We start from the raw sequence: 26685 nt of genomic DNA, 5'->3' as shown, positions 1-26685 counted from the left end.
CCGCCGGCCGGACCGAGGGGGAGGCGAAACGCCCGATGCCCATCGAAGCGATCGAGGGAAAGCGCGCCGCCGAGGCCGACCTGCGCCGGCTCGTCGCCGGGCTGCTTGGCGCCGCCGGGGCCGATGCGCCCAGCGCGGCGGCCGTGGCACGCGCGGTGATCGACGCCTCGGCGCGCGGGGTCGATACCCACGGCATCCGCCTGATCCCCTGGTATCTGGAGATGCTCGAGGGCGCGCGCATCAACCCGCGCCCGACGCTCACGGTCTCGGCCACCGCCAGCGCCGTCGGCCATGTGGATGCCGACAACGGCTTCGGCCATCTCGCCAGCTACCGGGCCATCGAGGAGGGCTGCCGGATCGCCGCCGGCACCGGCATCGCCGCGGTCACCGTGGCGCGGTCGAGCCACCACGGCGCCACCGGCGTCTATACGCTCGAAGCCGCCCGCCGGGGCTTCGCGGCGATCGGCATGACCCATGCCGACCGGCTGGTGGTGCCCGACGGCGGCCGGGAGCCGTTCTTCGGCACCAATCCGATCAGCTTCGCGATCCCGGCGCCGGGCGAGGCGCCGCTGCTGCTCGACATGGCCACGAGCGCGATCCCCTTCAACCGCGTGATCCTGCGGCGCGACACCGGGACGCCGCTGCCGCCGGACGTGGCGGTCGATGCCCGGGGCGCCACGACCCGCGACCCGCATGAAGCAGTCGCGCTGCTGCCGCTGGGCGGTGCCGCCTTCGGCTACAAGGGCGCCGGCCTCGCCGCCATGATCGACATCCTCTGCTCCGCCTTCACCGGCATGCTGCATGGCGCGGCGATGGAACCCTTGGGCGGGCCCGACTACGGCCGGCCGATCCCGATCGGCCATTTCTTCATCCTCTTCCGGCCGGCGGATTTCTTCGGCGCCGAGACCTGCTACGCGCGGCTCGCCGCCCTGCTGTCGGACCTCCGCAGCCAGCCCTCCGCGCCGGGACGCAAGGTCATGGCGCCCGGCGACCTCGAGAAGGCCGAGGCGGACCGGCGCCGCCGCGACGGCATCCCCGTCGATGCCGCCACCTGGGACGCGCTCGCCACCGCCGCCGCCCGCCACGGCCTGCCGCTCCCCCCGGCGACCGACACGAGGCCGCACGCCTGAAACCGGCCCCGGCCGATGCCTTCGGCAAGGACGGGCGGGTGTGATGGCGGCGGACCGAGTCAACCGAGCGGCGTTCCCATGATACGAAGTCCGGGCGATACCAACGTCCCTTCTGCCTGGTCGACCCGATGAACCGCGGATCGAGCCTCCGATACCCCTTTGGGGGTGATTGCTGCGGACGGGCGCCGGTCTACCGTGGCGGTGGCGTATCTTCTTCGCGGATTCGGCAAGGACAAATCCGCGCGCGCCTGCCTGCCCCTCGGCAGGCGCGCGCGTCCCTCCGACGAACCGGCGCGAGGCAGTGCCTCGCTATCGCCGGTTCGGAATGTCCCCAGACCGACGCCACGTCCCATGGCAGCCGCGCGCCGCGCGACCCGTTAACACTTTTATGCAGCTATTTCAGATGGTTACAACCTGTCCCCATGGGGACGCTCCGCCCCGCGTCCCCGCCGCCCACCCAGGGCGGGGCGGCGGCGCATCGCCTCAGCGGTCCGAGACCTGCCAGCGCGGGTTGATCCAGGGCTGCGCATTGGAGGGCGCGAGCGGCCTGCGGCCGAGGATATGGTCGGCCGCCTTCTCGCCCACCATGATCGAGGGCGCGTTCAGGTTGCCGTTGGTGATGACCGGGAAGATCGAGCTGTCGGCCACGCGCAGGCCCTCGACCCCGATCACCCGGCATTCCGGATCGACCACCGCCATCGGATCGTCCCGCCGGCCGATCCGCGCGGTCCCGCAGGGATGGTAGGCGCTCTCCGCATGCTCGCGGATGAAACCGTCGAGATCGTCGTCGGAGACGAGCCCCGCGCCGGGCTGGATCTCTTCGCGGGCATAGGGCTCGAAGGCGGGCTGGGAGAAGATCTCGCGGGTCAGCCGGATGCAATGCCGGAACTCCGTCCAGTCCTCGGGTTCGGACATGTAGTTGAAGCGGATCGCCGGCGGCTCGGCCGGATCCGCGCCGTTCAGCCGGATCGAGCCCCGGGACCGCGAGCGCATCGGGCCGACATGCGCCTGGAATCCATGGCCCTTCAGCGCGGCCTTGCCGTCGTAGCGCACGGCGAGCGGCAGGAAATGGAACTGGATGTCGGGATATTCGATCCCGGCCGCCGAGCGCACGAAGCCCGCCGATTCGAACTGGTTGGAAGTGCCGAGCCCCATCTTCAGGAACAGCCATTGCGCCCCGATGGTGAGCTGCGACGGCCAGTTGTAATGCCGGTAGAGCGTCACCGGCTTCTTGCTGGCCATCTGGATGTAGAGCTCGAGATGGTCCTGGAGGTTCGCCCCCACGCCGGGACGATCGGCGACGACCGCCAGCCCGTGCTCGGCGAGATGCGCCGCGGGGCCGATGCCCGACAGCATCAGGAGCTTCGGCGTGTTGATCGCCGATGCGGCGACGATGACTTCGCGCCGCGCCGTGACCGTCTCGCGCGCGGAGCCGTGCAGCACCTCCACGCCGACCGCGCGGCCGTCGCGGATCACCACCCGCTCCGCCAGGCAATGCAGCACGGAGACCTTGCTGAGCTTCAGCGCCGGCCGCAGATAGGCATTCGCCACCGACCAGCGCCGCCCGCGCCAGACGGTCTGCTCCATCGGGCCGAAGCCTTCCTGCTTCTCGCCGTTGTAATCCTCGGTGGTCTCGAACCCGGCCTGCGCGCCCGCCTCGACGAAGACGTGGTAGAGCGGGTTCCGGCGCGGGCCCCGCGTGACATGCAGCGGCCCCTCGCTACCCCGCCAGGCCGAGGGCGCCGGACCGTGCCAGTTCTCCATCCGCTTGAAATAGGGCGCCACATCCGACCCCGCCCAGCCGTCGGCGCCCATCTCCGCCCAGGCGTCGAAATCCCGCGGATGGCCGCGCACATAGACCATGCCGTTGATCGAGGAGGATCCGCCGAGCACCTTGCCGCGCGGACAGGCGAGCCGGCGCCCGCCCAGATGCGGCTCGGGCTCGGAACGGAAGCCCCAGTCGTAGCGCGCCATGTTCATCGGATAGCTGAGCGCGGCGGGCATCTGGATGAAGGGACCCCAGTCGCTTCCCCCGTATTCCAGCACGAGCACCGAATGGCCCGCCTCGCCGAGGCGATAGGCCAGCGCCGAACCCGCCGAGCCGGAGCCCACGATGACGAAATCTGCCTCCATCATTCCCCCTTAATGCGAAGAGCGTCGTATGCGACCATCACGTGCTCGGCATAGGCCGGGCGCTCGCAGAGCCGTCGGTAATAGGCGGCGAGCCGGCGACGATCGGGACGCGTGATGTCGAAGGTGAAGTAGCGGTAGAGCAGGTGGCCGACGACAATGTCGGCGAGGGTGAGGTCGCCGCCGAGCACGAAGGGGTTTTCACCCAGCTGTGCTTCCAGAACCGCCAGATGGGCGTCGACACGCTCGAGCGCCGCGTCGAGGACGGCAGGATCGCGGTTCGCGGCCGGCGTCCAGATCATCTGGCCGACAACGACATAGAAGTCGCGGGCGAAGGTGGCCTTGCCCCATTCGGCCCACATGTCGACCGGCGCGCGCGCCACCGGGTCCTCGGGCCAGAACGGAGAACTCCCGTAGCGGCCCGCCAGATAGCGCAGGATCGCGCAGCTCTCGAACATGACCAGCGAGCCGTCGCGCAGCACCGGCACCAGACCGTTGGGGTTCATGGCGCGAAACTCGGGCGTGTCGGTGCCGCCGAACGCGTGGCCGTAGTCGAGGCGCTCGCACTCGAGGCCCAGTTCGGCGATGCCCCACATCACCGCCTGGACGTTCGACGAGGTGGCGCGGCCGTAGACGGTCAGCGGGGCGGCCGGGCGACGGGCCGGTCGCGCGCCGGAAGGGAAGCCGCGGCCCGGCATCACTCGCCCCGCGGGAAGCGCTGGGCCTCCTCCAGCACGTTGAGATCCATGTGGTTGCGCATGTAGCGCTCCGAGGCCTTCTGCAGCGGCTGGTAGTCCCACGGGTAATAGGCGCCGTTGCGCAGGGCCTCGTAGACCACCAGCCGCCGCGCCTGGCTGTCGCGGACCGCCGCATCGAAGGCGTCGAGATCCCACCGCTCCCGCATCGCCGCCGCCATCGCGGCCGCGCGCGCGGCATGGGCCGGTTCCGCGGCGAGGTTGTGCCGCTCCGAAGGGTCGGCGGCGAGATCGAAGAGCTGCGGCGGATCGGCTGCGCAGAGCGTCCCCTTCCAGCTGCCGTCGACCAGCGCCACCATGGGCGCCACGCTGGCCTCGGCGGCGTATTCCATCGGCACCGGGCCGCGCGGCCCGGCCATCAGGTCGGCGCCGTCGCACCAGGGCGAGACCTCGCCGAGATCGACCCCCGCCAGCGCCGCGAGCGTCGGCGCCACGTCCAGCGTCGATGCCGGATGCTCGACCCTGCCCTCCGCGATCCCCGGCCCGGCGATCATCAGCGGCACCCGCGCCGATCCCTCGAGGAAGCTCATCTTGAACCAGAGGCCGCGCTCGCCGAGCATGTCGCCGTGGTCGGAGGTGAAGAGGATCACCGTCCGCTCGGCCTGCCGCGTGCGCTTCAGCACGTCGAGGATCCCGGCGATCTTGTCGTCGATGTAGGAGACATTGGCGAAATATCCCCGCCGCGCCCGCCGCACGTTCTCGGGCGTGATTTCGAAGGCCGCCCGCTCGCAGGAGTCGAGGATGCGGCGCGAATGCGGGTCGTGCTCCTCCCAGGGCAATTCGCCGGTCCCGGGCTCGAGATGCGCGCAATCGCCATAGAGGTCCCAGAACCGCCGGCGCGCCACATAGGGATCATGCGGATGGGTGAAGCTGACCGTCAGGCACCAGGGCCGGGCATCGTGCCCGCGCGACAGGTCGTAGAGCTTCTGCTCGGCGCAATGCGCCACCTCGTCGTCGTATTCGAGCTGATTGGTGATCTCCGCCACGCCCGCCCCGGTGACCGAGCCCATGTTGTGATACCACCAGTCGATCCGCTCGCCGGGCCTGCGGTAGTCCGGCGTCCAGCCGAAATCGGCGGGATAGACATCCGTATTGGTCCGCTCCTCGAAACCGTGCAGCTGATCCGGCCCCACGAAATGCATCTTTCCCGAAAGACATGTCCGGTAGCCCGCACGGCGCAGGTGATGCGCGAAGGTCGGAAGGTCGGACGCGAATTCCGCCGCATTGTCGTAGACGCGGGTGCCCGAGGGCAGGCGCCCGGTCATGAACCCCGCCCGCCCCGGGGCGCAGAGCGGCGAGGCGGTATAGCTGCGCGCGAAGCGCCGCGACCGCTCCGCGAGATGCTTCAGGGCGGGAACGTGCAGCCAATCCGCCGGTCCGTCGGGGAAGAGCGTGCCGTTGAGCTGGTCGACCATCAGGACGAGGATGTTCGGCCGCGTCATGCCCGAACCGCCCGGATCTCGAGGTCGATGTGGTGCTCGATGACCGCGATGGCCGATTCCGGCGTCGAGGGCACGCCCCTGAGGGCCTCGCGCAGATAGACCCCGTCGATCAGCGCGGCGGTCGATTCGGCGATGCGGACCGCGTCCCGGCCCGGGACCAGCGCGCGCAGGGCATGCACGAGGTTCGAATTCAGGCGCCGCTGGTAGATCTCCAGAAGCCAGGCCGCGACCTCGGAGGAAAGCGCCTTGGCATAGAAGGTCAGCCATGCGCTGATCGTCGCATGATGGAACTGCTCGCGACCGAAGCTGCCGCGGACGATCGCCGTGAGGCGTGCCCGCGGGTCGGGCGCCTCGCGCAGCCCCGCGACCAGCACCGAACTGAATTCCGCCAGAAGGTGGCGCATCGTCGCCAGGATGAGGTCTTCCTTCCCGCCGAAATAATGATGCGCGAGCGCCGCCGACACCCCCGCCCGCCCGGCGATCTGGGCGACGGTCACATCGAGCGACCCGCGCTCGGCGATCTCGCAGAGCGCCGCGCCGATCAGCGCCCGCCTGCGGTACTCGGACATGCCCGATCTCGGCCTCATTCGCCCCAAACCGATTGATTGATTGACCAATCAATCAATAGAGGTTTCGCTTGCGCCGGTCAACGAGTTGGCGCGATTCTGGCGGCGAAGGGCGCAGAGGACGTCCCGACCAACAGATGGAGATTGAGCGTGAAGCACCTGGCCCCGAGCATTGCTCTTGCCGCGCTACTGGCGACGCCCCTTGCGGCGGCCGAACCCGAGTCCTGCGCCACCGTGCGCCTGTCGGATGTCGGATGGAGCGACATCACCGCCACGACCGCCGCGACCGTTGCCGTGCTCGAAGCGCTCGGGTACGACACCGAGGTCAGCGTGCTCTCGGTCCCGGTGACCTATACCGGCCTCGCCGAGGGCGATCTCGACGTCTTCCTCGGCAACTGGATGCCGACGATGGAGGGCGATATCGCCCCCTATCGCGATGCCGGGACGGTGGAGACCCTGCGCGCCAATCTGGAAGGCGCGAAATACACCCTCGCCACCTCCAAGACCCTGGCGGACCAGGGACTGACCGATTTCGCCAAGATCGCGGAATTCTCCGACCAGCTCGACGACAAGATCTACGGGATCGAGCCGGGGAACGACGGCAACCGCCTCATCCAGGGCATGATCGATTCCGACGCCTTCGGCCTGGGCGGCTTCACCCTCGTGGAAAGCTCCGAACAGGCCATGCTCGCCCAGGCCGCCAAGGCGGAGCGGCAGGGGGAAGGCATCGTCTTTCTCGGCTGGGAGCCGCATCCGATGAACGCCAATCTCGACATGGTCTATCTGACGGGCGGCGACGACGTCTTCGGGCCCGATCTCGGAGGCGCCACCGTCTTCACCAACACCCGCAGCGGCTATGTCGAGGAATGCCCCAATATCGGGCAGTTCCTGACGAACCTGGTCTTCAGCCTGGAGATGGAGAACGAGATCATGGGGGCGATCCTCGACGACGGGGTCGAGCCCGGAAAGGCCGCGAAGGACTGGCTCGCGGCCAATCCCGAGATCCTCGACACCTGGCTGTCGGGAGTGACCACCCGCGACGGCGGCGACGGGCTCGGGGCCGTCCACGCAGCGCTCGGCATCTGAGCGAACCGGCAGGCATCGCCCCATGGACTGGCTGACCGGCACGAAGATCCCCGTCGGCGAGGTCGCACGCGACGTCGTCGACTGGCTGACGGCGAACGGCGCGTGGTTCTTCGACGGCATGGCCGACGCGATCAACGCGCTGATCGACGCCATCCTCTGGGTCCTGCAGACCCCGCATCCCCTCGTCGTGATCGCGGCATTCGCGGCGCTGGCCTGGTTCCTGCAGCGGTCCTGGTCCGTCGTCGTGCTGGTGGTGGCGGGGTTCCTCTTCATCATCAACCAGGACTACTGGGAACAGACCACCGAGACGCTGACCCTCGTGCTCTGCTCGGTCCTCGTCTGCATGGGGGTGGGCGTGCCGGTCGGGATCGCGGCCGCGCATCGCCCGAAGCTCTATGCGGTGCTGCGGCCGGTGCTCGACCTGATGCAGACGCTTCCCACCTTCGTCTATCTGATCCCGGCGATCGTCTTCTTCGGGATCGGCATGGTGCCGGGGCTGGTCGCGACGGCGATCTTCGTGGTGCCCGCGCCGATCCGGCTCACGCATCTCGGCATCGTCTCGACGCCGCTCGACCTCCGGGAGGCGGGCCTCGCCTTCGGCGCGACCCCGGGGCAGCTGCTGCGCAAGGTCGAGCTTCCCTATGCGCTGCCGCAGATCATGGCGGGGCTGACCCAGACCATCATGCTGTCGCTCTCCATGGTGGTGATCGCGGCACTGGTCGGCGCGGCGGGGCTCGGCGTGCCGGTGGTGCGCGCGCTCAACACCGTCAATACCGCGCTCGGATTCGAAGCCGGGCTCGTCATCGTCGTCGTCGCGATCATGCTCGACCGCATGTTCCGGCGCGGAGGTTGAGCGCGATGGGACGGGTGATCGAATTCGAGAAGGTCTCCATCGTCTTCGGCGCCGACCCGGAACGCGCGCTCCCCCTGATGGACCAGGGCAGGAGCCGCGCCGAGATCCAGGCGGCCACGGGCCAGATCCTCGGGGTCCACGATTGCTCGCTCACCGTCAACGAGGGCGAGATCTCGGTGCTGATGGGCCTGTCCGGTTCCGGCAAGTCCACGCTGCTCCGGGCGGTCAACGGCCTCAATACCGTGACCCGCGGCAGCCTGAAGGTGCGCGGGCGCGACGGCACCATGGTGGACGTGGTCTCCTGCCCGCCCGCCCAGCTGCGGGCGATCCGCCGCGGCACCGTCTCGATGGTCTTCCAGCAATTCGCGCTCCTGCCCTGGCGCACGGTGATCGAGAACGTCGCGCTCGGGCTCGAACTCGCCGGCATGTCGCATGCCGAGAGGCTCGAGAAGGCCCGCGGCGTGCTCTCGACCGTGGGCCTGGAGGATTGGGGCGAGAAGCGCGTCTCCGAGCTCTCGGGCGGCATGCAGCAGCGCGTGGGCCTCGCCCGCGCCTTCGCGACCGATGCCGGCATCCTCTTGATGGACGAGCCCTTCTCCGCGCTCGACCCGCTGATCCGCAGCCGGCTGCAGGACGAACTGCTCGAATTGCAGACCAAGATGCAATGCACGATCGTCTTCGTGAGCCATGACCTCGAGGAGGCGGTCAAGATCGGCAATACCATCACGATCATGGAAGGCGGGCGGATCGTGCAGACCGGCCGACCCGAGGACATCGTGCTGCGCCCGGCGAACGGCTATGTCGCCGATTTCGTGGCGCAGCTCAATCCGCTGAGCGTGCTGCGCGCGGTCGACGTCATGGGTCCCGTCGACGGCCCGGCCGACCCCGCCCGGAGCGTCGCGCCCGAGACCGCCCTGCGCGAGGCATTGCCGCTCTTCGCGGCGGAGAGCGCGCCGGTCTGGGTGATCGAGGGCGACAGAACGCTCGGGGCGGTCACGCCGCAGGCCGTGTTCGGGGCGCTCTGCCCGCGTCGCTAGCGCGGCCTGCATCCCCGCCGGGGCCGCCGGCGGGGTGCCGTTGCGGGAGCTGTGCGCGCGCGCACATCCCGCAAGACTTTGGTTTTGCACAGTTATTCAGGGAGTTAACCTTTGGGTTCCGGGCCGGGGCGCGGGTCTGGAATCGGCAAGGTCGGTCCGGGCGTGGAGGCCCAGCGCGCATCCAGGGGAATTGCATCGGGCAGCGCGACACCGTCAGGCCGAGTTCCGGGCGCGCCCGGCTTCACCGTCCCGCCCGGCGGTCACCGCCGGGCCAGGCGCTGCCCTCCTTCTTTGGCGGGAAGGCCGGAGAAGAAAGTCTGGGCTCCAGATGCGATGGCCCTGATCGAGCACCCCGCCCGCATGGACTCCGGATCGGGGCATATGCAATATCCGGCAGATCCATCCCCGGGGGGGCGACCGCCCGAGCGCCGCGCGAGGATCTGGGCCGGAATAGCAGGAAAGAGGGCGCGATGCGCTACGTGAGACCCGAAACCGCCGAAGAAGCCGCGGACCTGCTCGGCCGGGAGGAAGGCGTGAGCCGCATCCTCGCCGGGGGCACCGACGTGCTGGTGCAGCTGAAATCGGGCCTCGTCGAGCCGGATCTCATCGTCGACATCAAGCGGATCGCGGGCATGCGCGACATCACGCCCGAGGCCGGCGGCTTCCGGATCGGCGCGGCGGTCTCCGGGGCGATGCTGGGCGAGCATGCGGGCGTGAAGGCGCTCTGGCCCGGGGTGGTGGAGGGCTTCGAGCTGATCGGCTCCACCCAGGTGCAGGGCCGTGCGACCATGGCCGGCAACCTCTGCAACGGCTCGCCCGCCGGCGACGCCGTGCCCGGTCTCGTGGCCGCGGCGGCCGTCGCGCGCATCCAGGGCCCCGGGGGCACGCGCGACTGCCCCGTGGCGGAGATCCCCGTCGGCCCCGGGCGCACCGCGCTCGGCAAGGGCGAGTTCATCACCTCGATCCTGCTGCCCGCAAGGCCGGCGGGTTCCGGCGACGCCTATCTGCGCTTCATCCCGCGCACCGAGATGGATATCGCGGTCGCCTCGGCGGCGGTCAGCCTGACCCTCGGTGCCGGGGGCCGTGTCGCCGCGGCCCGGGTGGCGCTCGGCGCGGTCGCACCGACCGTGCGGCTCGTGGAGGCCGCCGCGGACTGCCTCATCGGCACCGGCCTCGGGGAGGAGGCCCTCGCCGCACTCGCCGCCGCCTGCTCGGCGGCCTGCAGCCCCATCGACGACAAGCGCGGCACCATCGCCTTCCGCTCCCAGGTCGCGGGCGTGCTCGCCCGGCGCGCGGCCGCGATCGCCCATCAACGTGCAGGACGGACGTCATGAAGACCATCCAGGTAGCGACGACGGTCAACGGCGACGGCGCCGAATTCGTCTGCGGCCACGACGAGACCCTGCTCGACGCGCTGCGCAACCGCCTCGGCCTGACCGGGGCCAAGGAGGGCTGCGGCACCGGCGATTGCGGCGCCTGCAGCGTGAGGCTCGACGACCGGCTGGTCTGTTCCTGCCTGGTGCTCGCCGTGGAGGCCGAAGGCGCGCGGATCGACACCATCGAGGGACTGGCGCAGGGCGAGACGCTGCACCCGCTGCAGCAGAGCTTCATCGACCTCGCCGCCCTGCAATGCGGGATCTGCACGCCGGGCATCCTGGTGGCCGCGAAGGCGCTGCTCGACCGCAACCCGGAGCCGACCGACACCGAGATCCGCTACTGGCTGGCGGGGAACCTCTGTCGCTGCACCGGCTACGACAAGATCGTGCGCGCGGTCCAGGATGCCGCCGCCAAGATGAGGAGCGCGTAACATGGCACTCGATTCCTCGAGCAAGCGGGTCTTCAAGGTCGTCGGCACCCGCCCGCCGCGCCCCGATGGCGTCGACAAGGTCACCGGCCGCGCGCTCTACGGCGCCGATGTCTCGGCGCCGGGGATGCTGGTCGGGCGCATCCTGCGCAGCCCCCATGCCCATGCGCGGATCCGCGCCATCGACACCACCGCGGCCGAGGCGCTTCCCGGCGTGAAGGCGGTGGTCACCGCGCGCGACTTCGCCCGGCTGGAGGGGGACAAGATCATCGACATGGGCGAGGACCGGACCTCGCTGCGCGACGTCCGGGACAATTGCCTCGCGCGGGACAAGGCGCTCTATGACGGCCATGCCGTCGCGGCGGTCGCCGCCCTGACCCCGGAGATCGCCCGGGCGGCGCTGAAGCTGATCGCGGTCGATTACGAGATCCTGCCGCATGTGATCGACGTCGACGCGGCGATGCGCCCCGAGGCCCCCGTGGTGCTCGCCGGGCGCGCGCATGAGAACGTGCCCGGCGGCATGTCGCCGAACGTCACCAACCATTGCGAATTCGGGCATGGCGACCTCGAGGCGGGCTTCGCGCAAGCCGACCGGATCGTGGAGCGCAGCTTCACCACCGCCGCGACCCATCAGGGCTATATCGAGCCCCATGCCTGCCTCGCTTCGGTGACGGGCGACGGGCGGGCGGATCTCTGGTGCTGCACGCAAGGGCAGTACAACGTGCGCGACATCTGCGCCGAGCTGATGGGGATGCAGGCCAGCCAGCTGCGCGTGACCGCCTCCGAGATCGGCGGCGGCTTCGGCGGCAAGACCGTCGTCTTCATCGAGCCGGTGGCGCTGCTGCTCGCGCGCAAGTCCGGCCGTCCGGTCAAGATCGTGATGAGCCGCGAGGAGGTCTTCCGCGCCACCGGGCCGACCGTCTCGGCCTCGATCGACGTGAGGATCGGCATGGCCCGCGACGGCCGCATCACCGCCGGCGAGGCGGTGCTGCGCTATTCCGGCGGCGCCTTTCCCTGCGAGACCGTGGACATGGGCGCGCAGGCCGCCTTCGCCTGCTACGACCTGCGCGCCGTGCGGACGCTGGGCTGGAACGTGCTGACCAACCGCCCCAAGGAGGCGGCCTATCGCGCGCCCGGGGCGCCCCAGGCGATCTATGCGGTGGAGAGTGTCGTGGACGAGCTCTGCCAGGGGTTCGGCCTCGACCCGCTCGAGGTGCGCTTGAGGAACGCCGCGCGCAAGGGCACGAAATCGTCCTACGGGCCGACCTTCGAGGCGATCGGGCTCGAGGCGACGCTGGAGGCCGCGAAGGCGCATCCGCATTATTCCGCGCCGCTCGGCCCCGGCCAGGGCCGCGGGCTCTCGGCCGGGTTCTGGTTCAATTTCGGCGGCAATACCTCGGTGTCGCTCAGCGTCAATACCGACGGCACGGTGGGCATCACCGAAGGCAATCCCGACATCGGCGGATCGCGGGCCTCGATCAGCCTGATGGCGGCGGAGGAGCTGGGCATCCCCTACGAGCGCGTCCGCGCGACCATCGCCGACACCAGCTCGCTCGGCCACAACGACGTGACCGACGGCAGCCGGGTGACCTTTGCCGTCGGCCTCGCCACGATCAAGGCCGCGCGCGACGCGAAGCAGAAGATGTGCGCCCGCGCCGCGCGGATCTGGGGGATCGACGAGGAGGCGGTGCTCTGGGAGGACGGCGCGGCCAAGCCCTCGGGCCCCAATGCGGGGGATTTCCCGCCGATGACGCTGGCGGAGATCGCCGCGGTCTCCTTCAAGACCGGCGGGCCGATCGCCGGGCATAACGAGGCCCATGCCGACGGCGCCGGGGTCAGCTTCGGCGTGCATATCTGCGACGTGGAGGTGGACCGCGAGACCGGGGCGACCAAGGTGCTGCGCTACACGGTCATCCAGGATGCCGGCAAGGCGGTGCATCCCGATTACGTGGAGGGCCAGATGCAGGGCGGCGCCGTTCAGGGCATCGGCTGGGCGCTGAACGAGGAATACATCTACGGCGAGGACGGGCGCCTGCAGAACGCAGGTTTCCTCGACTACCGCGTGCCCGTCGCCTCGGACCTGCCCCAGATCGACACGGTGATCCTGGAGATCCCGAATCCGGGCCATCCCTACGGGGTCCGCGGCGTGGGCGAGACGCCGATCGTGCCGCCGCTGGCCGCACTTTCGAACGCGGTCTCGCGGGCGATCGGCCATCGCATGACCCGCCTGCCGATGTCGCCGCCGCGCGTGCTCGAGGCGATCAACGCGGGCCGCTGACCATGGTCGCGGTGACGCTCTGGGGATCCTTGCGTCGGTTCACCGGCGGGGAGGGCCAGGTCGAGGTCGAGGCGCGCAATTTCAAGGAGTTGCTCGACCGGCTCGCCGAGACCTATCCGGGCCTGAAGCCCCAGATCGACCGCGGGGTCAGCCTCGCGCTCGACGGCCGCATCTACCGCGAGGCCTGGTTCACCGAGATCGGGCCGGACAGCGAAGTGGTGCTGATGCCCTATATGACCGGGGGATAGATCGCTTCCGCCCGAAAGGCCGCGGTGCGCGATCCGTGCCTGCCGGGCGAGGGGACGCTTTGGCGCCCGCAAGGAGCGATCGAAGCGCGGTTCTGCCAATTCCGCCTTTCGACCCGTGGCGATCGGGCCGCGCGGGGCGCGGCCTTCTCCCGGTCCAGAGGCCCGCGGCTAGCGCAGCGACAGCAGCGTCGGATTGCCCGGATTGGCGGCCAGCGCCGCGGCGAGGGCGTTGCGGGCCTCGGCCTCCCTGCCGGTGGCGGCGAGGATGCGCACGATCATCGACCAGCCGTCGACCAGCTGCGGATCGAGCGACACCGCCTCGCCGAAGGCGGCGACGGCCGCGTCCCAGTCGCGCAGGGTCAGCGCCGCGCCGCCGGTCTGCAGATGCGTCTCGGGGAAATCCCTGCGGGAGGCGAGCGCGGCGCGCCATTCCGCGCGCGCCCGGCGCAGGGCCGCGCCTTCCGCGGCATCCTCGGGCTCCGTCGCGTCGATGGTGACCTTGGCGGCGGCGGCCCGCACCGAGCGCAGCGGATCGCGCAGGGCGGGCAGGAGGCGGGTCATCCGGTCCTGCGGCTCCGCCCCGCGCTGCAGCGCGGTCGCCGCGGCGCGCACCAGCGGGTCGGGATCGTCGAGCAGCGCCGCGCCCTCGCGGGCGATCTCGGCATCCGCGGTCAGCGAGAGCATCTCGATCGCCGTCGCCCGCACGATGCCGGCCGCCTCCGCATCCCGGGCGAGCGCCAGCAGCTCGCTCCGCTGCGCCTCCGGCGACCAGCGCGCCGCCGCGAAGACGGTGGAGAAATGCGGTCCGCGCCGCGTGCTCTCGGGAAAGCGCGCCGCGATCTCCGCCGCCGCCCAGGCCGCGTCGCGCCCGGAATGGCAATCGGTGCAGGCATCCGGGGCGCCGGTCTCGGCCGCGAGATCCGGGCGCGGGACGCGGAAGCTGTGGTCGCGACGGTCGTCGATGCCCATATAGGTGCGCTCGATCATGTGGCAGTTCCGGCATTGCGCGCCCTCCGAGCCCGCTTGGTGGAAATGATGCTCGGGCGTGTCGTAATCGGCCTTGCGAAGCGTGGGGAAGCGCGGGTTCGCCGCCGGGGAATGGCATTGCGTGCAGACCGAATTGCCCTCGGCCCTGAGCTCGGTGCTGTGCGGGTCGTGGCAGTCGCTGCAGCGCACGCCGCGGGCATACATCCTCGATTGCAGGAAGGAGCCCATCACATAGACCTCGTCCTGGATGGAGCCGTCGGCGTGATAGAGGCCCTCGCGCAGCAGCGAGAGCGAATAGGCGTCGTGATAGGGCGTGCCCGGCACCGGATTGCCGTCGAAGAACGCCTCCCGCCGGGAATGGCAGCCGCCGCATTGCCCGATCTGGGTCTCGGCGGAGGCCGCGAGATCCACCGTGAAGCCCTCCGGCGTCAGGCCCGGCCATTGCGTGGGGTCGTAGGCGGCGGGGTCCTTCGCCCAGTCGAGATGCGCGCTCGAGGGCCCGTGGCAGGCCTCGCATCCCACCCCGATCTCGGCTTCCTCGGGCGAATAGCTCCGCGTCGCGGGATCGTAGCGGCGCCTGAATCCGGTCGCATGGCATTCGGCGCAGCGCGCCTCCCAGCTCTTGTAGGGCCCGGTCCAGTGCATGCCGTCGCCGGGCTGGAGCTGCTGGTCGGGATAGAGCGGATACCAGCGGCCCCGCTCCACGTCCCAGGCGATGTCGAAGGCCTGCGTCCGGCCGGGGCCGGCTTCGAGAAGATATTGCTGCAGCGGCCTGATCCCCGCGACGCCGACGACCCGAAAGACCCGGGGCACGCCCGCCGCATCCTCGGTCTCGATCGCGAATCCGCCGTCCTGCCGGAAGAACCTTGCGCTGATCCCGCCGTGCTCGAAGGATGCGTCGTCGAAATCGCCCAGCACGCTCGCCTCGGTCGGGCGCGTCCAGGCGAGCGCGTGGTCGGACCCGGCCCAGAGGCCGGCGATCTGCCCATGGCATTCGGTGCAGCTGTCCGAGCCGACGTAGCGCTGGCGCGGCGCCTCGTTGGCCCGGAGCGCGGGGGCGAGAAGGCAGAGCGCCGCCACCAGCACCGGCCCCGCTGCAAGCCATCTGCGCATCCGTCGCTTCTCCGCCCCCGCCGCCAATGCCGTGCGGCATCGCAGGCTATCGCCGCGGCGCATCCGCTGTCCATGGCGCGGCGGCGACATGTGAACGGGGCCAAGGACGAATGGAAGCCGCCGCGACGGCGGCGGCTCCCCTGCGGTCGCCTTATTCGGCCGCGGCGTGGGCGCCGAACTTGCGGATCTCGCCCGAGCGCAGCCGGTCGAAGTAGGAATTGACCTCGCGCCGCACGATCGGCAGCAGGCAGTAGAGCGCGATGATGTTCACGACCGCCATGGCGAAGATCATCGCGTCGGAGAAGTCGATCACCGCGCCGAGCTGGGCGGCCGCGCCGACGATGACGAAGAAGCAGAAGAGCAGCTTGAAGACCAGTTCCGTCGTCTTGCCCTCGCCGAAGAGGTAGGTCCAGGCCTTCAGCCCGTAGTAGGACCAGGAGATCATCGTCGAGAAGGCGAAGAGGATCACCGCGATGGCCAGGACGTAGGGAAACCAGCTCAGTCCCGTGGCGAAGGCCGCCGAGGTCAGCTGAACGCCCTGGACGTCGCCCGTGGTGGCGATCATGCCGGCGTCGTTGAGGATGAAGAGGCCGGTCTCCGGGTCGATCTGCTGCACGCCCGAGATGGTGATCACCAGCGCGGTCATGGTGCAGATCACCACGGTGTCGATGAAGGGCTCGAGCAGCGAGACGACGCCCTCGGTCACCGGCTCCTTGGTGCGGACGGCCGAATGCGCGATGGCCGCGGAGCCGACGCCCGCCTCGTTGGAGAAGGCGGCGCGCTTGAAGCCCTGGATCAGTGCCCCGACCAGCCCGCCCGCGACCCCGAGCCCGGTGAAGGCGCCGGCGAAGATCTGGCTGAAGGCCCAGCCGATCTGGTGGTAGTTGATCGCGATGATCAGCAGCGCCGTGCCGACGTAGAGGATGCCCATGAACGGCACGACCTTCTCGGTCACCCTGGCGATGGACTTGATGCCGCCCACGATGACTGCGAACACGATCGCGGCGAAAATCACGCCAGTAATCCAGCCCGGATAGTCTCCCAGGATCCCCGAGAGCTGGGCGTGGGCCTGGTTGGCCTGGAACATGTTGCCGCCACCGAAGGAGCCGAGGATGCAGAAGATCGAGAAGACGATCGCCATGATCCCGCCGCCCGCGAGACCGCGCTCGCGGAAGCCCTTGACCATGTAGTACATCGGGCCGCCCGAGACGGTGCCGTCCTCGTATTCGTTGCGGTACTTCACGCCGAGCGTGCATTCGGTGAATTTCGAGGCCATGCCCATCAGGCCGGCGAGGATCATCCAGAAGGTGGCCCCGGGGCCGCCGATTCCGACCGCCACCGCCACGCCGGCGATGTTGCCCAGACCGACCGTGCCCGAGAGCGCGGTGGCGAGCGCCTGGAAGTGGCTGACCTCGCCCGCGTCGTTGGGGTCGGAATAGTCGCCCCTGACCAGGCTGATGGCATGGCCGAAGGCGCGGAACTGGATGAAGCGGAAATAGAGCGTGAAGACCGTCGCGCCCACCACGAGCCAGAGAACGATCCAGGGAAAGCTCGTGCCCGGCAACGGTGCGAAGATCAGCGAGACGAACCAGCCGGTCGAGGAGGCGAAGACCTGGTCGACCTTCTGGTCGATGGTCAGGGCGGCCGGGGCGGTCTCCACCGCCGGCTCTTCGACCACGGCGCCCTGCTGGGTTTCCTCCATCACCGCATCCGGCGCGGCGCCCTCCTGCTCGGAGGCGACGGGATCGGTGGCCTCCTGCGCGGCGAGCGGCGATGCCGCCAGCATCAGCACCAGACCGAGCACCGCCAGCAGCACGGCCGGGATGCGCGACATTCTCTGCAATTCGGTCATTGATCTGCCCCCGTTTCCGGAATGATCGTCACCGGCACGCTCGCCGTTGCGATCAGTTTGCCCGACACGCCACCGAAGAGCCGCTCGCGCATGCCGCGATGGCCCGTCCGCCCGATGACGATCTGCGCCGCGCCCCTGGCGACCGCGAGCTCCTCCAGGATCGACACGGGATCGCCGTGCCGCACGACCGTCTCCACCTTGAAGCCCTCGGCCTCGGTTGCCTTCCGCGCCGGTTCGAGGATATGCGCATGGGCCTGCGCGAGCTCCTCCTCGCGGCGCTTGTGCCGTTCGTCGAGCTCCTGCGGCGTGTGGAACTCGTAGGGCGACCATTCGATCACATAGACCAGGATGAGCTCGCAATCGCCGATCAAACTGGCAAGCATCTTGCCATGTGCCAGGGCTCTCTCTCCCGGCGCAGAACCGTCCAGCCCGACCAGAATGCGGGTCATCTGCATCTCCCCCCCGTTGCTCAGGCCACAAACTGGCAGAACAATCGCGGCAGAATCAAACACATTCAGAATATTGACGGCGTTCCGGCGTCGGTGCGACCCGGTATTCGCTGCGGCTTCGGGGGCGGGCGAAAGCCCGGAACCGGGCGCTAGCGGCTCTTGGGGTGCGCCGCACGGGCCGGCGAAGGCGGGGAGACGCGCACCGGAACAGGCCGCGCGGACGCGGCCCGTACACCGGGCGCCATAGCCATAAGCAGCGATACGAGACCCGCCAGAACACACTCAAGATACTGGGCTGTCATCCCGTTCTCCATCGACCTGCGCGACGCGACGGCGAGACTGCGCCGCAAAGCTTAAAGGGGCGTTACCGGCTTCGAGGGATAGCGCGCCGAGCTTCGCCGGCCGAAGGCAAGGGGCCGAAATGCCGGACCTGCGGGCCATCGATCCCGCGGGAAATCCGGCTGTTTCCGGGCCCCTGCGGCCCTTCCGCCCGATGCCGGGGCGATCCGGGCCGGCCTCCGGTCCCGCCCGGCCTTGACACCGGGGGCCGCAGCGGCGAGCGAATGCGCGATGATCGGGGCTTTTCCATGCGCGCGCTGACCGCGGAGACCGTCGGGACGGGCCTCCGGATCCGCCATGCCGATGCGATGCTCGTGGTGCTCGACAAGCCCTCGGGCCTGCTCAGCGTTCCGGCGAAGCCGCCGGGGCCGCAGGATTGCCTGGAGGCGCGGGTTCGCGCCGCCTTCCCCGGCGCGCTGCTCGTGCACCGGCTCGACCGCGACACTTCCGGCGTGATGGTCTTCGCGCGCAATGCGCTCGCCCAGCGCCATCTCAACTGGCAATTCGAGCGGCGGCAGGTGCGCAAGGGCTATGTGGCGCGGGTTCGGGGCCATCCGCAGGCCGATTCGGGGCGCATCGACCTGCCGCTGATCTGCGACTGGCCGAACCGGCCGCGGCAGATGGTCTGCCACCTGCGCGGCAAGCCGGCGATCACCGACTGGCGGGTGCTCGCCCGCGAGGCCGGCGCGACGCGGCTGCAGCTCTCGCCGCTGACCGGGCGCAGCCACCAGCTGCGGGTGCATCTGCTGGCACTCGGCCATCCGATCCTCGGCGATCCCTTCTACGGGCCGCCGGAGGCGCAGGCGGCGGCGGACAGGCTCCAGCTCCATGCCGAGAGCCTCGCCTTCCGCCATCCCGACGGCGGGGCCTGGGTCGAATTCGACGCGCCGGTGCCCTTCTAGAGCCAGGCGGCGCCGCGCACGCCGGAGCTGTCGCCGTGCCGGTTGCGCACGATCCGGGTGTTGAACTTGTCCCCGAAGACATGCGGCTCGACGAGCGCGGGCACGTTCTCGTAGAGGCGGGCGATGTTCGAGAGGCCGCCGCCGAGCACGATCACGTCGGGGTCGAGGATGTTGACGATCACCGCGAGCGAGCGGCCGAGCCGGTCCTCGAAGCGCCGCAGGGTCTCCTCCGCCGCCGCATCGCCGCCGCGCGCCAGCACGACGATCTCCTGGACCTTGGGCCCCTCGCCCTCGGTCGCGCCGATCCGCCGGGCGTGATCCGCGGCGAGATTGGGGCCCGAGAGCCAGGATTCGGTATGGCCCGGCACGCCGCAGGAACAGAGCGGCCCCGGCCGCTCGTCGTCCCGCGGCGTGGGGAGCGGGATATGGCCCCATTCCCCGCCGATGGCGTTCACGCCCTCGATGAGCCTTCCATGCACCACGAAGCCGCCGCCCACGCCGGTGCCCAGGATGACGCCGAAGACGACCTCCGCCCCCGCCGCCGCGCCATCGACGGCCTCGGAAAGCGCGAAGCAATTGGCGTCGTTGGCGATCTTCACCGGCCGCTTCAGCGCCTCGGTGAGATCGCCCCGGAGGTCGTGGCCGTGCAGCCAGGTCGAGTTGCCGAGCGTCACCCGCCCCGTCGTTCGGTCGACCGATCCCGGCACGCCGATGCCGACCTGCTCGATCCGCGCGCCGGCCATGTCCTCGAGATGCAGCATCAGATCGCGGATCACCCTGATCCCGCCGGGATAATCGTGCCGCGGCGTCGGCACCCGGGCCCGGGCGCGCTCGGTTCCGTCCGGAGCGAGCACGATGCCCTCGATCTTGGTGCCGCCATAGTCGAGCCCCAGCCGCATAGGCGCCTCCACTGTTCCCGCCCGACCAGATTAGGAACCGCGGCCCCGCGGCGCAACGGCCCTTTGCCATCCTTCCGGGCGGGTGCTAGAGGGCGCCGTCAGGCAGCAAGGCCCGGGCATGCTCTGGAAACTCCCGATCCTCGGCAAGATCAGCAAGATCGCGATCACGCCGCCCGCGCCGGCGCCCGACCGCCACGGGCTCGCCATCGCCGCGATCGTGCGCAACGAGGAACGCCATATCGGCGAATGGGCGGCCTTCCACGCCGCGGCCGGCGTCCGCCGCTACATCGTCTATGACAACGGCTGCACCGACGGGACGCTCGCGGTCCTGCGCGGAACCCTGCCGGCGGAGGCGCTGGCGATCCTTCCCTGGGACCAGGTGTTCCGCGACGCGAGGATGGGGCGCGAGATCCACAATCAGGCGCTCGCCTATGCCCATGCGGCGCGCAATTTCGGCCGCGACCTGCGCTGGATGGCCTTCATCGACATCGACGAATTCCTGGTGCCGCGGCAGGCGCGCAGCCTGAACGATGCCCTCGCCCATCTGGAAGGCTGCCGCAGCATCGCGCTGCCCTGGCACATGTTCGGGCGCTCCGGGCATGTCGAGCCGCCGGAGGGCGGCGTCGTGGCGAATTATCTCAGGCGCGCGGCCGATCCCATGAGCGAGGCGCGCGGGATCCGGGCCTTCAAGTACATCGTCGATCCCTGCCACCTGACCGCGGTGCGCATCCATGCGATGGAGACCGACGGATCCGCCGCCGCCTGCAACGATCTCGGCCTTCGGGCCGCCGAGGGCGAGCGGGGCCGGCGGGAGTTCTATTCGGCGGCCCATGTCCAGCTCAACCACTACTACACGCGCTCGGAATCGGAGCTCGCCGCGAAGATTGCCCGGGGGCCGAACCTGCGCGACAAATCGGGCGAATATGCGCGCAAGGTCCGGCGCACGGTGGCCAATATCGAGGCCGAGGAGGTCGAGGACCGCGCCGCGCTGGACTTCCTGGCGCGGATCGGCTCGGGTTGATCCCATGCGCATCGAGCTGATCGTCGCGACCTACAACAGCCCCGGGCCGCTGCGGCTCTGCCTCGCCTCGGTGGCCGCGCAGCGCCTGCAGCCGGGATCGATCTGCATCGCCGACGACGGCTCGGGGCCCGAGACCGCCGCCGCGATCGCCGAGGTCGCCGCCGCCCGGCCGTCACCACCGATCCGCCATGTCTGGCACGAGGACCGCGGCTTCGAGAAGGGCGCGATCCTCAACCGCGCGATCGCAACCTCCGAGGCCGAATTCCTCGTGTTCATCGACGGCGACGTGCTGATCCATCCGGGTTTCATCGGAAGGCATGTGGCGATGGCCCGCCCGGACCGGTTCTCGTCGGGCAGCCTGATCCGGCTCGACGCCGAGGCCACCGCGGCGGTGACGGTCGAGGATGTCGTCTCTGGCCGGGTCTTCGAGCGCGCCTGGCTGCGCCGGATGCGCGCCATCGACCGCTTCGGCACATGGCTCAAGACCATGCCCTTCCCCGAGCCGGTCATGGCCCTGCTCGACCGGGCGACGCCGGTGCAGCGCGCCTGGTGCGGCGCCAATGCCTCGGCGTTCCGCGCGGCGCTTCTCGCCGTCAACGGCTTCGACGAGACCATGAAATACGGCGGCGGCGACAAGGAGCTGGGCGTGCGCCTCGCCAACAGCGGCGTGCCGGGCCAGCATCTGCGCTATACCGCGCCCTTGGTGCATCTCGAGCATCCGCGCGGTTATGCCGATCCCGAGCACAAGCGCGCCAACAAAGCGCGGGTGCGCGCGGAGCGGCGGAGCGGGCTGGTCTGGACGCCCGACGGGATCGAGAAGCGGGCGCGGGCGTCGTGAGCCGGGGCGTGCTGCTGATCGCGACGGGTGCGGCGCATGTGGCGGCGGCGCGCGCGGTGGCGGACTCGGTCCATCGGAGCAATCCCGGCCTGTCCGTCGGCCTCTTCAGCGACAGCGACGCGCCGGGCGAGGCCTTCGACTGGACCGGGACGATCTCGGCGCCGCATGTGCGCTCCAAGGTGGATTATCTCGGCGAGAGCCCCTTCGACGAGACGCTCTATCTCGACACCGATACCCGTGTTTTTGCTGACCTTTCCGACCTCTACCGGCTTCTGGAGCGGTTCGATCTCGCGGCCGCGCATCGGGATCGCGCCGTGGTGCGGCGCAAGATGCCGCGCTGGCGCGAGGACGTGCCGGCCTCCTTTCCCGAGCACAACGGCGGCGTCCTTCTCTATCGCGGCACGCCCGCGGTGCGCGCCTTCCTCGCCGAATGGCGCGCCGCCTATGCCGAGGCCGGGCTCACCGCCGACCAGCGGACCTTCCGCGAGCTCCTCTGGGCCTCGGACCTGCGGATCGCTGTGCTGCCGGAGCGGTACAACCGCCGGCGCTTCACCTGGCTCGACTGGCTCGCGGAGGGCCGGCAGATGCCCGCCATCCTGCACACCAACCGGCTGCATCCCGGCAAGCAGGGCGGCTGGATCCGGCAGCGGGCCAACCGGCTGATCGGGCCGGGGGTGTGATCCGGGGCGGATTCGGCGCAAGGCGCTGAAATGGCGTCGGTTTTCGTGGCTGGAACAGGGCTGGAAAGTGGCTGGAAAATGGCTTGCCATTTTCCAGCCTTCCGGGTCGCCGGTCAGGGCGCCGGCACGCCGAGCTCCCGGCAGGTCCGGCGGATCGTCGCTTCCAGCCGGGCGTGGAGCTTGAGGAAGTCGAAGCGTTCCGCGGCCACATCGCGCGCCGCGCGGCCCATCGCGGCCGCGCCTTCGGGGCTCGCCAGAACGCGGCGCAGCGCATCGGCGAAGCCCGCGCCGTCGAATTCTTCCACGAGCAGGCCGGTCCGCCCCTCCTCGACCGCCTCCGGGATCCCGGCGTGGCGCGTGGAGACCACGGCGCAGCCCGCGGCCATGGCCTCCTGGATCGCGGTCGGCAGGCCCTCGGTATTGCCGTCCTCGGCGGTGATCGAATGCTGCAGGAAGACCGTCGCCCGGCTCAGGCGCTCCCGGACGAAATCGTGGTCGCGCCGCCCCAGGAAGGCGATGCGCCCGCCGAGGCCGGAGTGCGCGGCCCAGGCCTCGCATTCGCCGCGCATCTCGCCGTCCCCGATCACTTCGAGCCGGTGCTCGGGAAAGGCGGCGGAGACCTCCGCGAAGGCCTTGAGCGTCACCATCGGCGCCTTCTTCGCCACGATCCTGCCCACCGCGAGGATCAGATGCGGATCCTTGGCGCCGGGGGCGAAGGCGCGCGTGTCGACGCCGGTCGGGATCACGACGGCGTTCGGATGGCTGATGCCCGCCGCCGCGAGATTGTCGAGCAGGAATTGCGAGACCGAGAAGACGCCCGCGAGCCGCGGCATGGCGGCGCGGTACCGCCGCAGGATGCGCGGCTCGCGCAGGCGCTTGGAGGCGTCGAAGCCGCGGAAATAGGTGAAGACCGGGATGCCGGCGGCCTGGCCGATCGGCGCGAGGTTGCAACCGATATGCCCGAATTCCCCGAGGATCGCCCGCACGCCATGGGCGCGCAGGAAGGCCTCGAGCGCCGCGCGCCGCCGCCCGAAGGGCACGCCGGACGACTGGTAGCGCCGGCTCTGGATTGCCTTGCCGAGCCCCTGCTCGAGCCAGGCGAGCGGGCCGGCATCGAGTTCGTTCAGCACGAGCGCCGGCCGCGGGCTCTGGAAGCCGGGATAGCGGCGCTCGGCCAGCGCCACGGTCCGGCCGCCGAAGAGCATGGCGAGATGCCGGCGGGCGCCGGTCTCGGTCGGATTGCCCAGGATGCCGGTGGCGACCGCGAGCGTCGGTTCAGGGGAGGAAGATGACATCGGTCTGTCGGCCTTCGCGCAGGGCATCGAGATCGCGGACACGGGCCACGGCGGCGCCCTCGAGGCCGAGGATGCGGCTGAAATGGCGCGCGCCGATCCGGTCGATGAAGTCGAGATCGCCGGGGCCGAGAAGCTCCGGGGTGATCTCCAGGCACATCGCGCGGCAATGGTCGCGCAGGAATTCCTCGGCGCCGCGCAGGATCTCGGCCTCGTAACCCTCGGCGTCGATCCAGAGCGCGCAAGGCCGCGCCGGCGCGATCGCGTCGAGGGTCGAGACCCGGACGGTCTGCGCGCCCTGCCCGAAGTCGCGCACCAGCGAGTGGCGGCCGGTGCTTTCAGGGTTGAGGAAGATCCGCCGCTCTTCGGCCCGTGCACCGAGGGCGACGGGATGGAGCGCCAGCGCCGCATCCCCGAGCTGGCGGAGGTTCTCCTGCAGCAGCGCGAAATTCGAGGCGACCGGCTCGCAGGCCAGGATGTCGCGGAAGCCGGCGTGATGGGCGTTGAGGCAGGTGGTGCCGATATTGGCGCCCACGTTCACGAAGGTCGCGGCGCGGTCCGGGAGGTTTCCGGCGAAGCGCGCGAAGAGATCCGCCTGGAAGCTGCCCCTGGCGAGCACCGCCTCGGTGATGCTGCGCCCGTTCAGGTCGAGGCGGATGCGATAGGCGTCGAGATAGGGCGCATCGACGGTCGCGATGCCGAAGGATTTCGCGATGCGGATGAAATCGCCCGGCGCGACGGACCCGGCCCGGAGCGCCCGGGCGAGGTATTTTCGGCGCCGGGCGGGAAGCATCGCCGCGCGCAGGAGGTCGAGCGTCTGGGTCACGGCGCCTGCCTCCAGCGGCTGACGCCCTGATCCAGGACCTTCTCGATGCCGCGGGCGTCGCGCCATTCCCGCCCGATGTCGGTGATGAGCGCCGCGCCGGCCTTCGTGGGCAGGAAGCGGCAGCGATACTGGTTGAGATAGGCGATGAGCGCGGGGTTTCCCGGGGGCCGCATCTGCTTCTCCGGATCGAGCGCGGGGTCGATCAGCGCGGCGCAGCGGCGGGCGAAGGCGCCGTCGAGAAAGCGCGGGCTGGTCCCGAAGACGTTGAGGGTGCGCCGGCCGACCGGGATGCCGAGGAAGCGCCGCCGCTTGCGGCGGACGTTGTAGAGGTCGCGGCCGTTCCAGCCGAATTCCCGGGCGACCAGCGCGACCGATTTCGTGCTCCCGGTCAGGAGCGGCAGCACCTCCGCCGGGCCGACGGGCTCGTTGAGCAGCCAGTCGTCCTCGAGATGGAAGACGAGATCGGCGCGGGTCGCGGCCCAGACCCGCTGCACCGCGGCACCGAAGCCGGCGGCGCGCGGCTCGGAGATCGCCGCATCCGGGAAGCGCGAGAGGATGACCTCGCGGCAGCGGGCGTGGTCGGAGGCGTCGCCGAAGATCGGGTCGATATTGGCATGGAAGCCCGCCAGGTCGAAATGCGCGAAGAGGCCTTCGGCGAAGGAGGCGAGCGTGCGCGCCAGGAGCTCGGGGCGGCGTCCGGCGACCAGGGTGACGTCGAGACGCCCGGCCATCGTCAGACCCAGTCGAGGCGGATCTTGCCGCCGAGGCCGCGCTCCGCGATCGCCGCGGCCACGGCTTCGTGCTCGGCGCGCAGCTCGGGGATGCGGTCGTGATGCGTCTCGACATAGACCCGGCCGACCCTTTCGATCGTCCCGGTCTCGATCATCCGCTTCAGGATGCGGTATTCGGCCCCCTCGACGTCGATCTTGACGACGTCGATCGGGACGCCGATCTCGGCGATCACCCCGGCGATGTCGCGCACCGGGACGCTGCGGAAATCATCGGCCGAGACATTCGGCTTGGCGGCGACGAAGGACGAGCTCTCGGAATGGCCCAGGGGATCGTCGGCATAGGATTCGTGCAGGTAGAGCTTCATCTCGGCATCGGCGTCGAGGATGCCGCAGTTCTGCGCATGGATCGTCGGATGGGCCCGGGCGGCCTTGCGGAGTTCGGCGAAGACGTCCGGGTTGGGCTCGAAGGCGTGCACGGTGGCGCCGCGGGCGGCGAAGGCCGCGGCGATGTCGCCGCGGTTCGCCCCGATGTCGAGCACCACCATGCCGGGCCGGAGGCTGTGGACCACCTCGTGGAACAGCCGGTCGTGCTCGCGGACGAGGAAGCCCGGGACCCGGTAGCCGCGGGCGAGGAGACTCCGTCTGATCCGCGATCGCAAACCCATGCCGTCCCCTTGCCCCCCGGCGGGATTGGACCGCCCTCGTCCAGCGTGGTGTCGGCCGGGGCGGCGTCGCCGCCGCCCCCGCGCCTCAGGCGTCTTCCTTGAGCTCCGCGCCGGTCTCCTGGTCGACGGCGCGCATCGAGAGCCGCACCTTGCCGCGGTCGTCGAAGCCCATGAGCTTGACCTTCACCGACTGGCCCTCGGAGACCACGTCCTTGGGATGGCCGACGCGCTCGTTGGACATCTGGCTGACATGGACGAGGCCGTCGCGCTTGCCGAAGAAGTTCACGAAGGCGCCGAAATCCATGATCTTGACGACCTTGCCGGTATAGACGCGGCCGACCTCGGGCTCGTCGACGATGGCGCCGATCAGCTCGCGGGCCTTCTCGATCGCCGCGGCATTGGCGCTGGCGATCTTGATGACGCCGTCGTCGTTGATGTCGACCTTGGCGCCGCTCTCCTCGACGATGGAGCGGATCACCTTGCCGCCCGAGCCGATCACCTCGCGGATCTTGTCGACGGCGATCTGCATGGTCTCGATGCGGGGAGCATGGGCGGAGAATTCCGCCCGGCCCGCGGTCAGGGCCTTGCCCATCTCGCCGAGGATGTGCATGCGGCCCGCCCTGGCCTGTTCCAGAGCCTGGGCCATGATCTCGGGGGTGATGCCCGCGACCTTGATGTCCATCTGGAGCGAGGTGATGCCGGCCTCGGTGCCCGCCACCTTGAAGTCCATGTCGCCGAGGTGGTCCTCGTCGCCGAGGATGT

Annotated in this window: 25 protein-coding genes; 12 read left to right on the top strand and 13 right to left on the bottom strand. The window is 70.2% G+C overall.

Annotated elements, in window-relative coordinates:
• Nucleotides 1-35: 35 nt before the first annotated feature.
• Entirely contained in the window at nt 36-1130 is a 1095-nt protein-coding gene (locus V7050_RS01900) for an Ldh family oxidoreductase (RefSeq protein WP_324374683.1), read from the top strand.
• A 483-nt stretch (nt 1131-1613) separates the two neighbouring features.
• On the opposite strand, the gene betA is transcribed toward V7050_RS01900, so the two are convergent.
• The 4 genes from betA to betI are packed head-to-tail and all read right to left on the bottom strand — an operon-like array spanning nt 1614 to nt 6026.
• On the bottom strand, nt 1614-3263 hold the full coding sequence (gene betA / locus V7050_RS01895; RefSeq protein WP_324367439.1) for a choline dehydrogenase: 1650 nt from the start codon (nt 3261-3263) through the stop codon (nt 1614-1616).
• Entirely contained in the window at nt 3263-3958 is a 696-nt protein-coding gene (locus V7050_RS01890; RefSeq protein ID WP_324367437.1) for a glutathione S-transferase family protein, read from the bottom strand. Before V7050_RS01890 ends, betA begins: the two co-directional genes overlap by 1 nt.
• On the bottom strand, nt 3958-5457 hold the full coding sequence (gene betC / locus V7050_RS01885) for a choline-sulfatase (RefSeq protein ID WP_324367435.1): 1500 nt from the start codon (nt 5455-5457) through the stop codon (nt 3958-3960). The genes V7050_RS01890 and betC overlap by 1 nt, the downstream gene beginning before the upstream one ends.
• Nucleotides 5454-6026: a choline-binding transcriptional repressor BetI gene (betI, locus tag V7050_RS01880; protein ID WP_324367433.1), complete on the bottom strand. Its 573-nt coding sequence runs from the start codon at nt 6024-6026 to the stop codon at nt 5454-5456. The genes betC and betI overlap by 4 nt, the downstream gene beginning before the upstream one ends.
• Nucleotides 6027-6173: 147 nt before the next feature.
• On the opposite strand from betI, the gene V7050_RS01875 reads away from it, so the two are divergent.
• The 7 genes from V7050_RS01875 (at nt 6174) to V7050_RS01845 (ending at nt 13329) form a co-directional block, all read left to right on the top strand.
• Complete coding sequence (locus tag V7050_RS01875) at nt 6174-7109, top strand: choline ABC transporter substrate-binding protein (protein ID WP_442885592.1); 936 nt, start codon at nt 6174-6176, stop codon at nt 7107-7109.
• Between the two features lie 22 nt (nt 7110-7131).
• Entirely contained in the window at nt 7132-7962 is an 831-nt protein-coding gene (gene choW, locus V7050_RS01870; protein WP_324367431.1) for a choline ABC transporter permease subunit, read from the top strand.
• Nucleotides 7963-7967: 5 nt separating this feature from the next.
• Nucleotides 7968-8999, top strand: coding sequence for a choline ABC transporter ATP-binding protein (gene choV, locus V7050_RS01865; RefSeq protein WP_324367429.1), 1032 nt, complete (start codon nt 7968-7970; stop codon nt 8997-8999).
• Between the two features lie 470 nt (nt 9000-9469).
• Nucleotides 9470-10333 carry an FAD binding domain-containing protein gene (locus V7050_RS01860; protein ID WP_324367427.1) on the top strand — a complete coding sequence of 288 codons (864 nt, stop codon included), beginning with the start codon at nt 9470-9472 and terminating at the stop codon, nt 10331-10333.
• Nucleotides 10330-10806, top strand: coding sequence for a (2Fe-2S)-binding protein (locus V7050_RS01855; protein ID WP_324367425.1), 477 nt, complete (start codon nt 10330-10332; stop codon nt 10804-10806). Before V7050_RS01860 ends, V7050_RS01855 begins: the two co-directional genes overlap by 4 nt.
• 1 nt (nt 10807) lies before the next feature.
• On the top strand, nt 10808-13081 hold the full coding sequence (locus V7050_RS01850; protein WP_324367423.1) for a xanthine dehydrogenase family protein molybdopterin-binding subunit: 2274 nt from the start codon (nt 10808-10810) through the stop codon (nt 13079-13081).
• Nucleotides 13082-13083: 2 nt separating this feature from the next.
• On the top strand, nt 13084-13329 hold the full coding sequence (locus V7050_RS01845; protein ID WP_324367421.1) for a MoaD/ThiS family protein: 246 nt from the start codon (nt 13084-13086) through the stop codon (nt 13327-13329).
• Between the two features lie 168 nt (nt 13330-13497).
• On the opposite strand, the gene V7050_RS01840 is transcribed toward V7050_RS01845, so the two are convergent.
• The 3 genes from V7050_RS01840 to V7050_RS01830 all read right to left on the bottom strand — a co-directional run bounded on the left by V7050_RS01840 (nt 13498) and on the right by V7050_RS01830 (nt 17736).
• Complete coding sequence (locus V7050_RS01840; RefSeq protein WP_324367419.1) at nt 13498-15429, bottom strand: multiheme c-type cytochrome; 1932 nt, start codon at nt 15427-15429, stop codon at nt 13498-13500.
• Between the two features lie 151 nt (nt 15430-15580).
• On the bottom strand, nt 15581-17131 hold the full coding sequence (locus tag V7050_RS01835; protein WP_324367441.1) for an alanine/glycine:cation symporter family protein: 1551 nt from the start codon (nt 17129-17131) through the stop codon (nt 15581-15583).
• Nucleotides 17132-17277: 146 nt separating this feature from the next.
• Nucleotides 17278-17736 (bottom strand): universal stress protein, encoded by a 459-nt coding sequence (locus V7050_RS01830; RefSeq protein ID WP_324410200.1) that lies wholly within the window; start codon nt 17734-17736, stop codon nt 17278-17280.
• A gap of 581 nt (nt 17737-18317) precedes the next feature.
• On the opposite strand from V7050_RS01830, the gene V7050_RS01825 reads away from it, so the two are divergent.
• Nucleotides 18318-18971: an RluA family pseudouridine synthase gene (locus V7050_RS01825; RefSeq protein WP_442885591.1), complete on the top strand. Its 654-nt coding sequence runs from the start codon at nt 18318-18320 to the stop codon at nt 18969-18971.
• On the opposite strand, the gene V7050_RS01820 is transcribed toward V7050_RS01825, so the two are convergent.
• Nucleotides 18968-19870 (bottom strand): ROK family protein, encoded by a 903-nt coding sequence (locus V7050_RS01820; protein WP_324368732.1) that lies wholly within the window; start codon nt 19868-19870, stop codon nt 18968-18970. The two genes, V7050_RS01825 and V7050_RS01820, sit on opposite strands and share 4 nt — an antisense overlap.
• A gap of 118 nt (nt 19871-19988) precedes the next feature.
• Between V7050_RS01820 and V7050_RS01815 the strand changes: the two genes are divergently transcribed.
• From V7050_RS01815 to V7050_RS01805, 3 genes are read left to right on the top strand one after another with little or no spacing between them, the layout of a single operon-like run.
• On the top strand, nt 19989-20891 hold the full coding sequence (locus tag V7050_RS01815) for a glycosyltransferase family 92 protein (RefSeq protein WP_324368730.1): 903 nt from the start codon (nt 19989-19991) through the stop codon (nt 20889-20891).
• A 4-nt stretch (nt 20892-20895) separates the two neighbouring features.
• Nucleotides 20896-21729: a glycosyltransferase gene (locus tag V7050_RS01810; protein WP_324368727.1), complete on the top strand. Its 834-nt coding sequence runs from the start codon at nt 20896-20898 to the stop codon at nt 21727-21729.
• Nucleotides 21726-22409 (top strand): putative nucleotide-diphospho-sugar transferase, encoded by a 684-nt coding sequence (locus V7050_RS01805; RefSeq protein ID WP_324368725.1) that lies wholly within the window; start codon nt 21726-21728, stop codon nt 22407-22409. Before V7050_RS01810 ends, V7050_RS01805 begins: the two co-directional genes overlap by 4 nt.
• Nucleotides 22410-22522: 113 nt before the next feature.
• Here V7050_RS01805 and V7050_RS01800 read toward each other — a convergent pair whose 3' ends face one another.
• From V7050_RS01800 to V7050_RS01780, 5 genes are all read right to left on the bottom strand, one after another.
• Entirely contained in the window at nt 22523-23704 is a 1182-nt protein-coding gene (locus V7050_RS01800) for a glycosyltransferase (RefSeq protein ID WP_324368723.1), read from the bottom strand.
• The gene (locus V7050_RS01795; RefSeq protein ID WP_324368721.1) at nt 23685-24527 is read right to left on the bottom strand and encodes an FkbM family methyltransferase; all 843 of its coding nucleotides are present in this window, start codon (nt 24525-24527) and stop codon (nt 23685-23687) included. Before V7050_RS01795 ends, V7050_RS01800 begins: the two co-directional genes overlap by 20 nt.
• The gene (locus tag V7050_RS01790) at nt 24524-25258 is read right to left on the bottom strand and encodes a hypothetical protein (protein WP_324368719.1); all 735 of its coding nucleotides are present in this window, start codon (nt 25256-25258) and stop codon (nt 24524-24526) included. The genes V7050_RS01795 and V7050_RS01790 overlap by 4 nt, the downstream gene beginning before the upstream one ends.
• 2 nt (nt 25259-25260) lie before the next feature.
• Nucleotides 25261-25923, bottom strand: a complete 663-nt coding sequence (locus V7050_RS01785) for an FkbM family methyltransferase (RefSeq protein WP_324368717.1) — start codon at nt 25921-25923, stop codon at nt 25261-25263.
• 85 nt (nt 25924-26008) lie between these two features.
• Nucleotides 26009-26685, bottom strand: a 677-nt coding sequence (locus V7050_RS01780) for a S1 RNA-binding domain-containing protein (RefSeq protein WP_324410197.1), incomplete at its 5' end; no start/stop codon positions are given.

The organism is Amaricoccus sp., from assembly GCF_036846665.1.
Lineage (GTDB): Bacteria > Pseudomonadota > Alphaproteobacteria > Rhodobacterales > Rhodobacteraceae > Amaricoccus.
Note: the sequence above shows the minus strand (reverse complement) of the source record. Positions and strands in the feature narration are given on the sequence as shown.

What these genes read in the sequence shown, in the direction of transcription:
- V7050_RS01860 (WP_324367427.1), top strand. Translation starts at nt 9,470, where the DNA reads ATGCGCTACGTGAGACCCGAAACCGCCGAAGAAGCCGCGGACCTGCTC.
- V7050_RS01845 (WP_324367421.1), top strand. Translation starts at nt 13,084, where the DNA reads ATGGTCGCGGTGACGCTCTGGGGATCCTTGCGTCGGTTCACCGGCGGG.
- betC (WP_324367435.1), bottom strand. Translation starts at nt 5,457, where the DNA reads ATGACGCGGCCGAACATCCTCGTCCTGATGGTCGACCAGCTCAACGGC.
- V7050_RS01890 (WP_324367437.1), bottom strand. Translation starts at nt 3,958, where the DNA reads ATGCCGGGCCGCGGCTTCCCTTCCGGCGCGCGACCGGCCCGTCGCCCG.
- V7050_RS01820 (WP_324368732.1), bottom strand. Translation starts at nt 19,870, where the DNA reads ATGCGGCTGGGGCTCGACTATGGCGGCACCAAGATCGAGGGCATCGTG.
- choW (WP_324367431.1), top strand. Translation starts at nt 7,132, where the DNA reads ATGGACTGGCTGACCGGCACGAAGATCCCCGTCGGCGAGGTCGCACGC.
- V7050_RS01855 (WP_324367425.1), top strand. Translation starts at nt 10,330, where the DNA reads ATGAAGACCATCCAGGTAGCGACGACGGTCAACGGCGACGGCGCCGAA.
- betA (WP_324367439.1), bottom strand. Translation starts at nt 3,263, where the DNA reads ATGGAGGCAGATTTCGTCATCGTGGGCTCCGGCTCGGCGGGTTCGGCG.
- V7050_RS01835 (WP_324367441.1), bottom strand. Translation starts at nt 17,131, where the DNA reads ATGGAGGAAACCCAGCAGGGCGCCGTGGTCGAAGAGCCGGCGGTGGAG.
- V7050_RS01830 (WP_324410200.1), bottom strand. Translation starts at nt 17,736, where the DNA reads ATGCAGATGACCCGCATTCTGGTCGGGCTGGACGGTTCTGCGCCGGGA.
- V7050_RS01785 (WP_324368717.1), bottom strand. Translation starts at nt 25,923, where the DNA reads ATGGGTTTGCGATCGCGGATCAGACGGAGTCTCCTCGCCCGCGGCTAC.
- V7050_RS01800 (WP_324368723.1), bottom strand. Translation starts at nt 23,704, where the DNA reads ATGTCATCTTCCTCCCCTGAACCGACGCTCGCGGTCGCCACCGGCATC.
- V7050_RS01850 (WP_324367423.1), top strand. Translation starts at nt 10,808, where the DNA reads ATGGCACTCGATTCCTCGAGCAAGCGGGTCTTCAAGGTCGTCGGCACC.
- V7050_RS01825 (WP_442885591.1), top strand. Translation starts at nt 18,318, where the DNA reads ATGCGCGCGCTGACCGCGGAGACCGTCGGGACGGGCCTCCGGATCCGC.
- V7050_RS01900 (WP_324374683.1), top strand. Translation starts at nt 36, where the DNA reads ATGCCCATCGAAGCGATCGAGGGAAAGCGCGCCGCCGAGGCCGACCTG.
- V7050_RS01790 (WP_324368719.1), bottom strand. Translation starts at nt 25,258, where the DNA reads ATGGCCGGGCGTCTCGACGTCACCCTGGTCGCCGGACGCCGCCCCGAG.
- choV (WP_324367429.1), top strand. Translation starts at nt 7,968, where the DNA reads ATGGGACGGGTGATCGAATTCGAGAAGGTCTCCATCGTCTTCGGCGCC.
- V7050_RS01810 (WP_324368727.1), top strand. Translation starts at nt 20,896, where the DNA reads ATGCGCATCGAGCTGATCGTCGCGACCTACAACAGCCCCGGGCCGCTG.
- betI (WP_324367433.1), bottom strand. Translation starts at nt 6,026, where the DNA reads ATGTCCGAGTACCGCAGGCGGGCGCTGATCGGCGCGGCGCTCTGCGAG.
- V7050_RS01815 (WP_324368730.1), top strand. Translation starts at nt 19,989, where the DNA reads ATGCTCTGGAAACTCCCGATCCTCGGCAAGATCAGCAAGATCGCGATC.
- V7050_RS01840 (WP_324367419.1), bottom strand. Translation starts at nt 15,429, where the DNA reads ATGCGCAGATGGCTTGCAGCGGGGCCGGTGCTGGTGGCGGCGCTCTGC.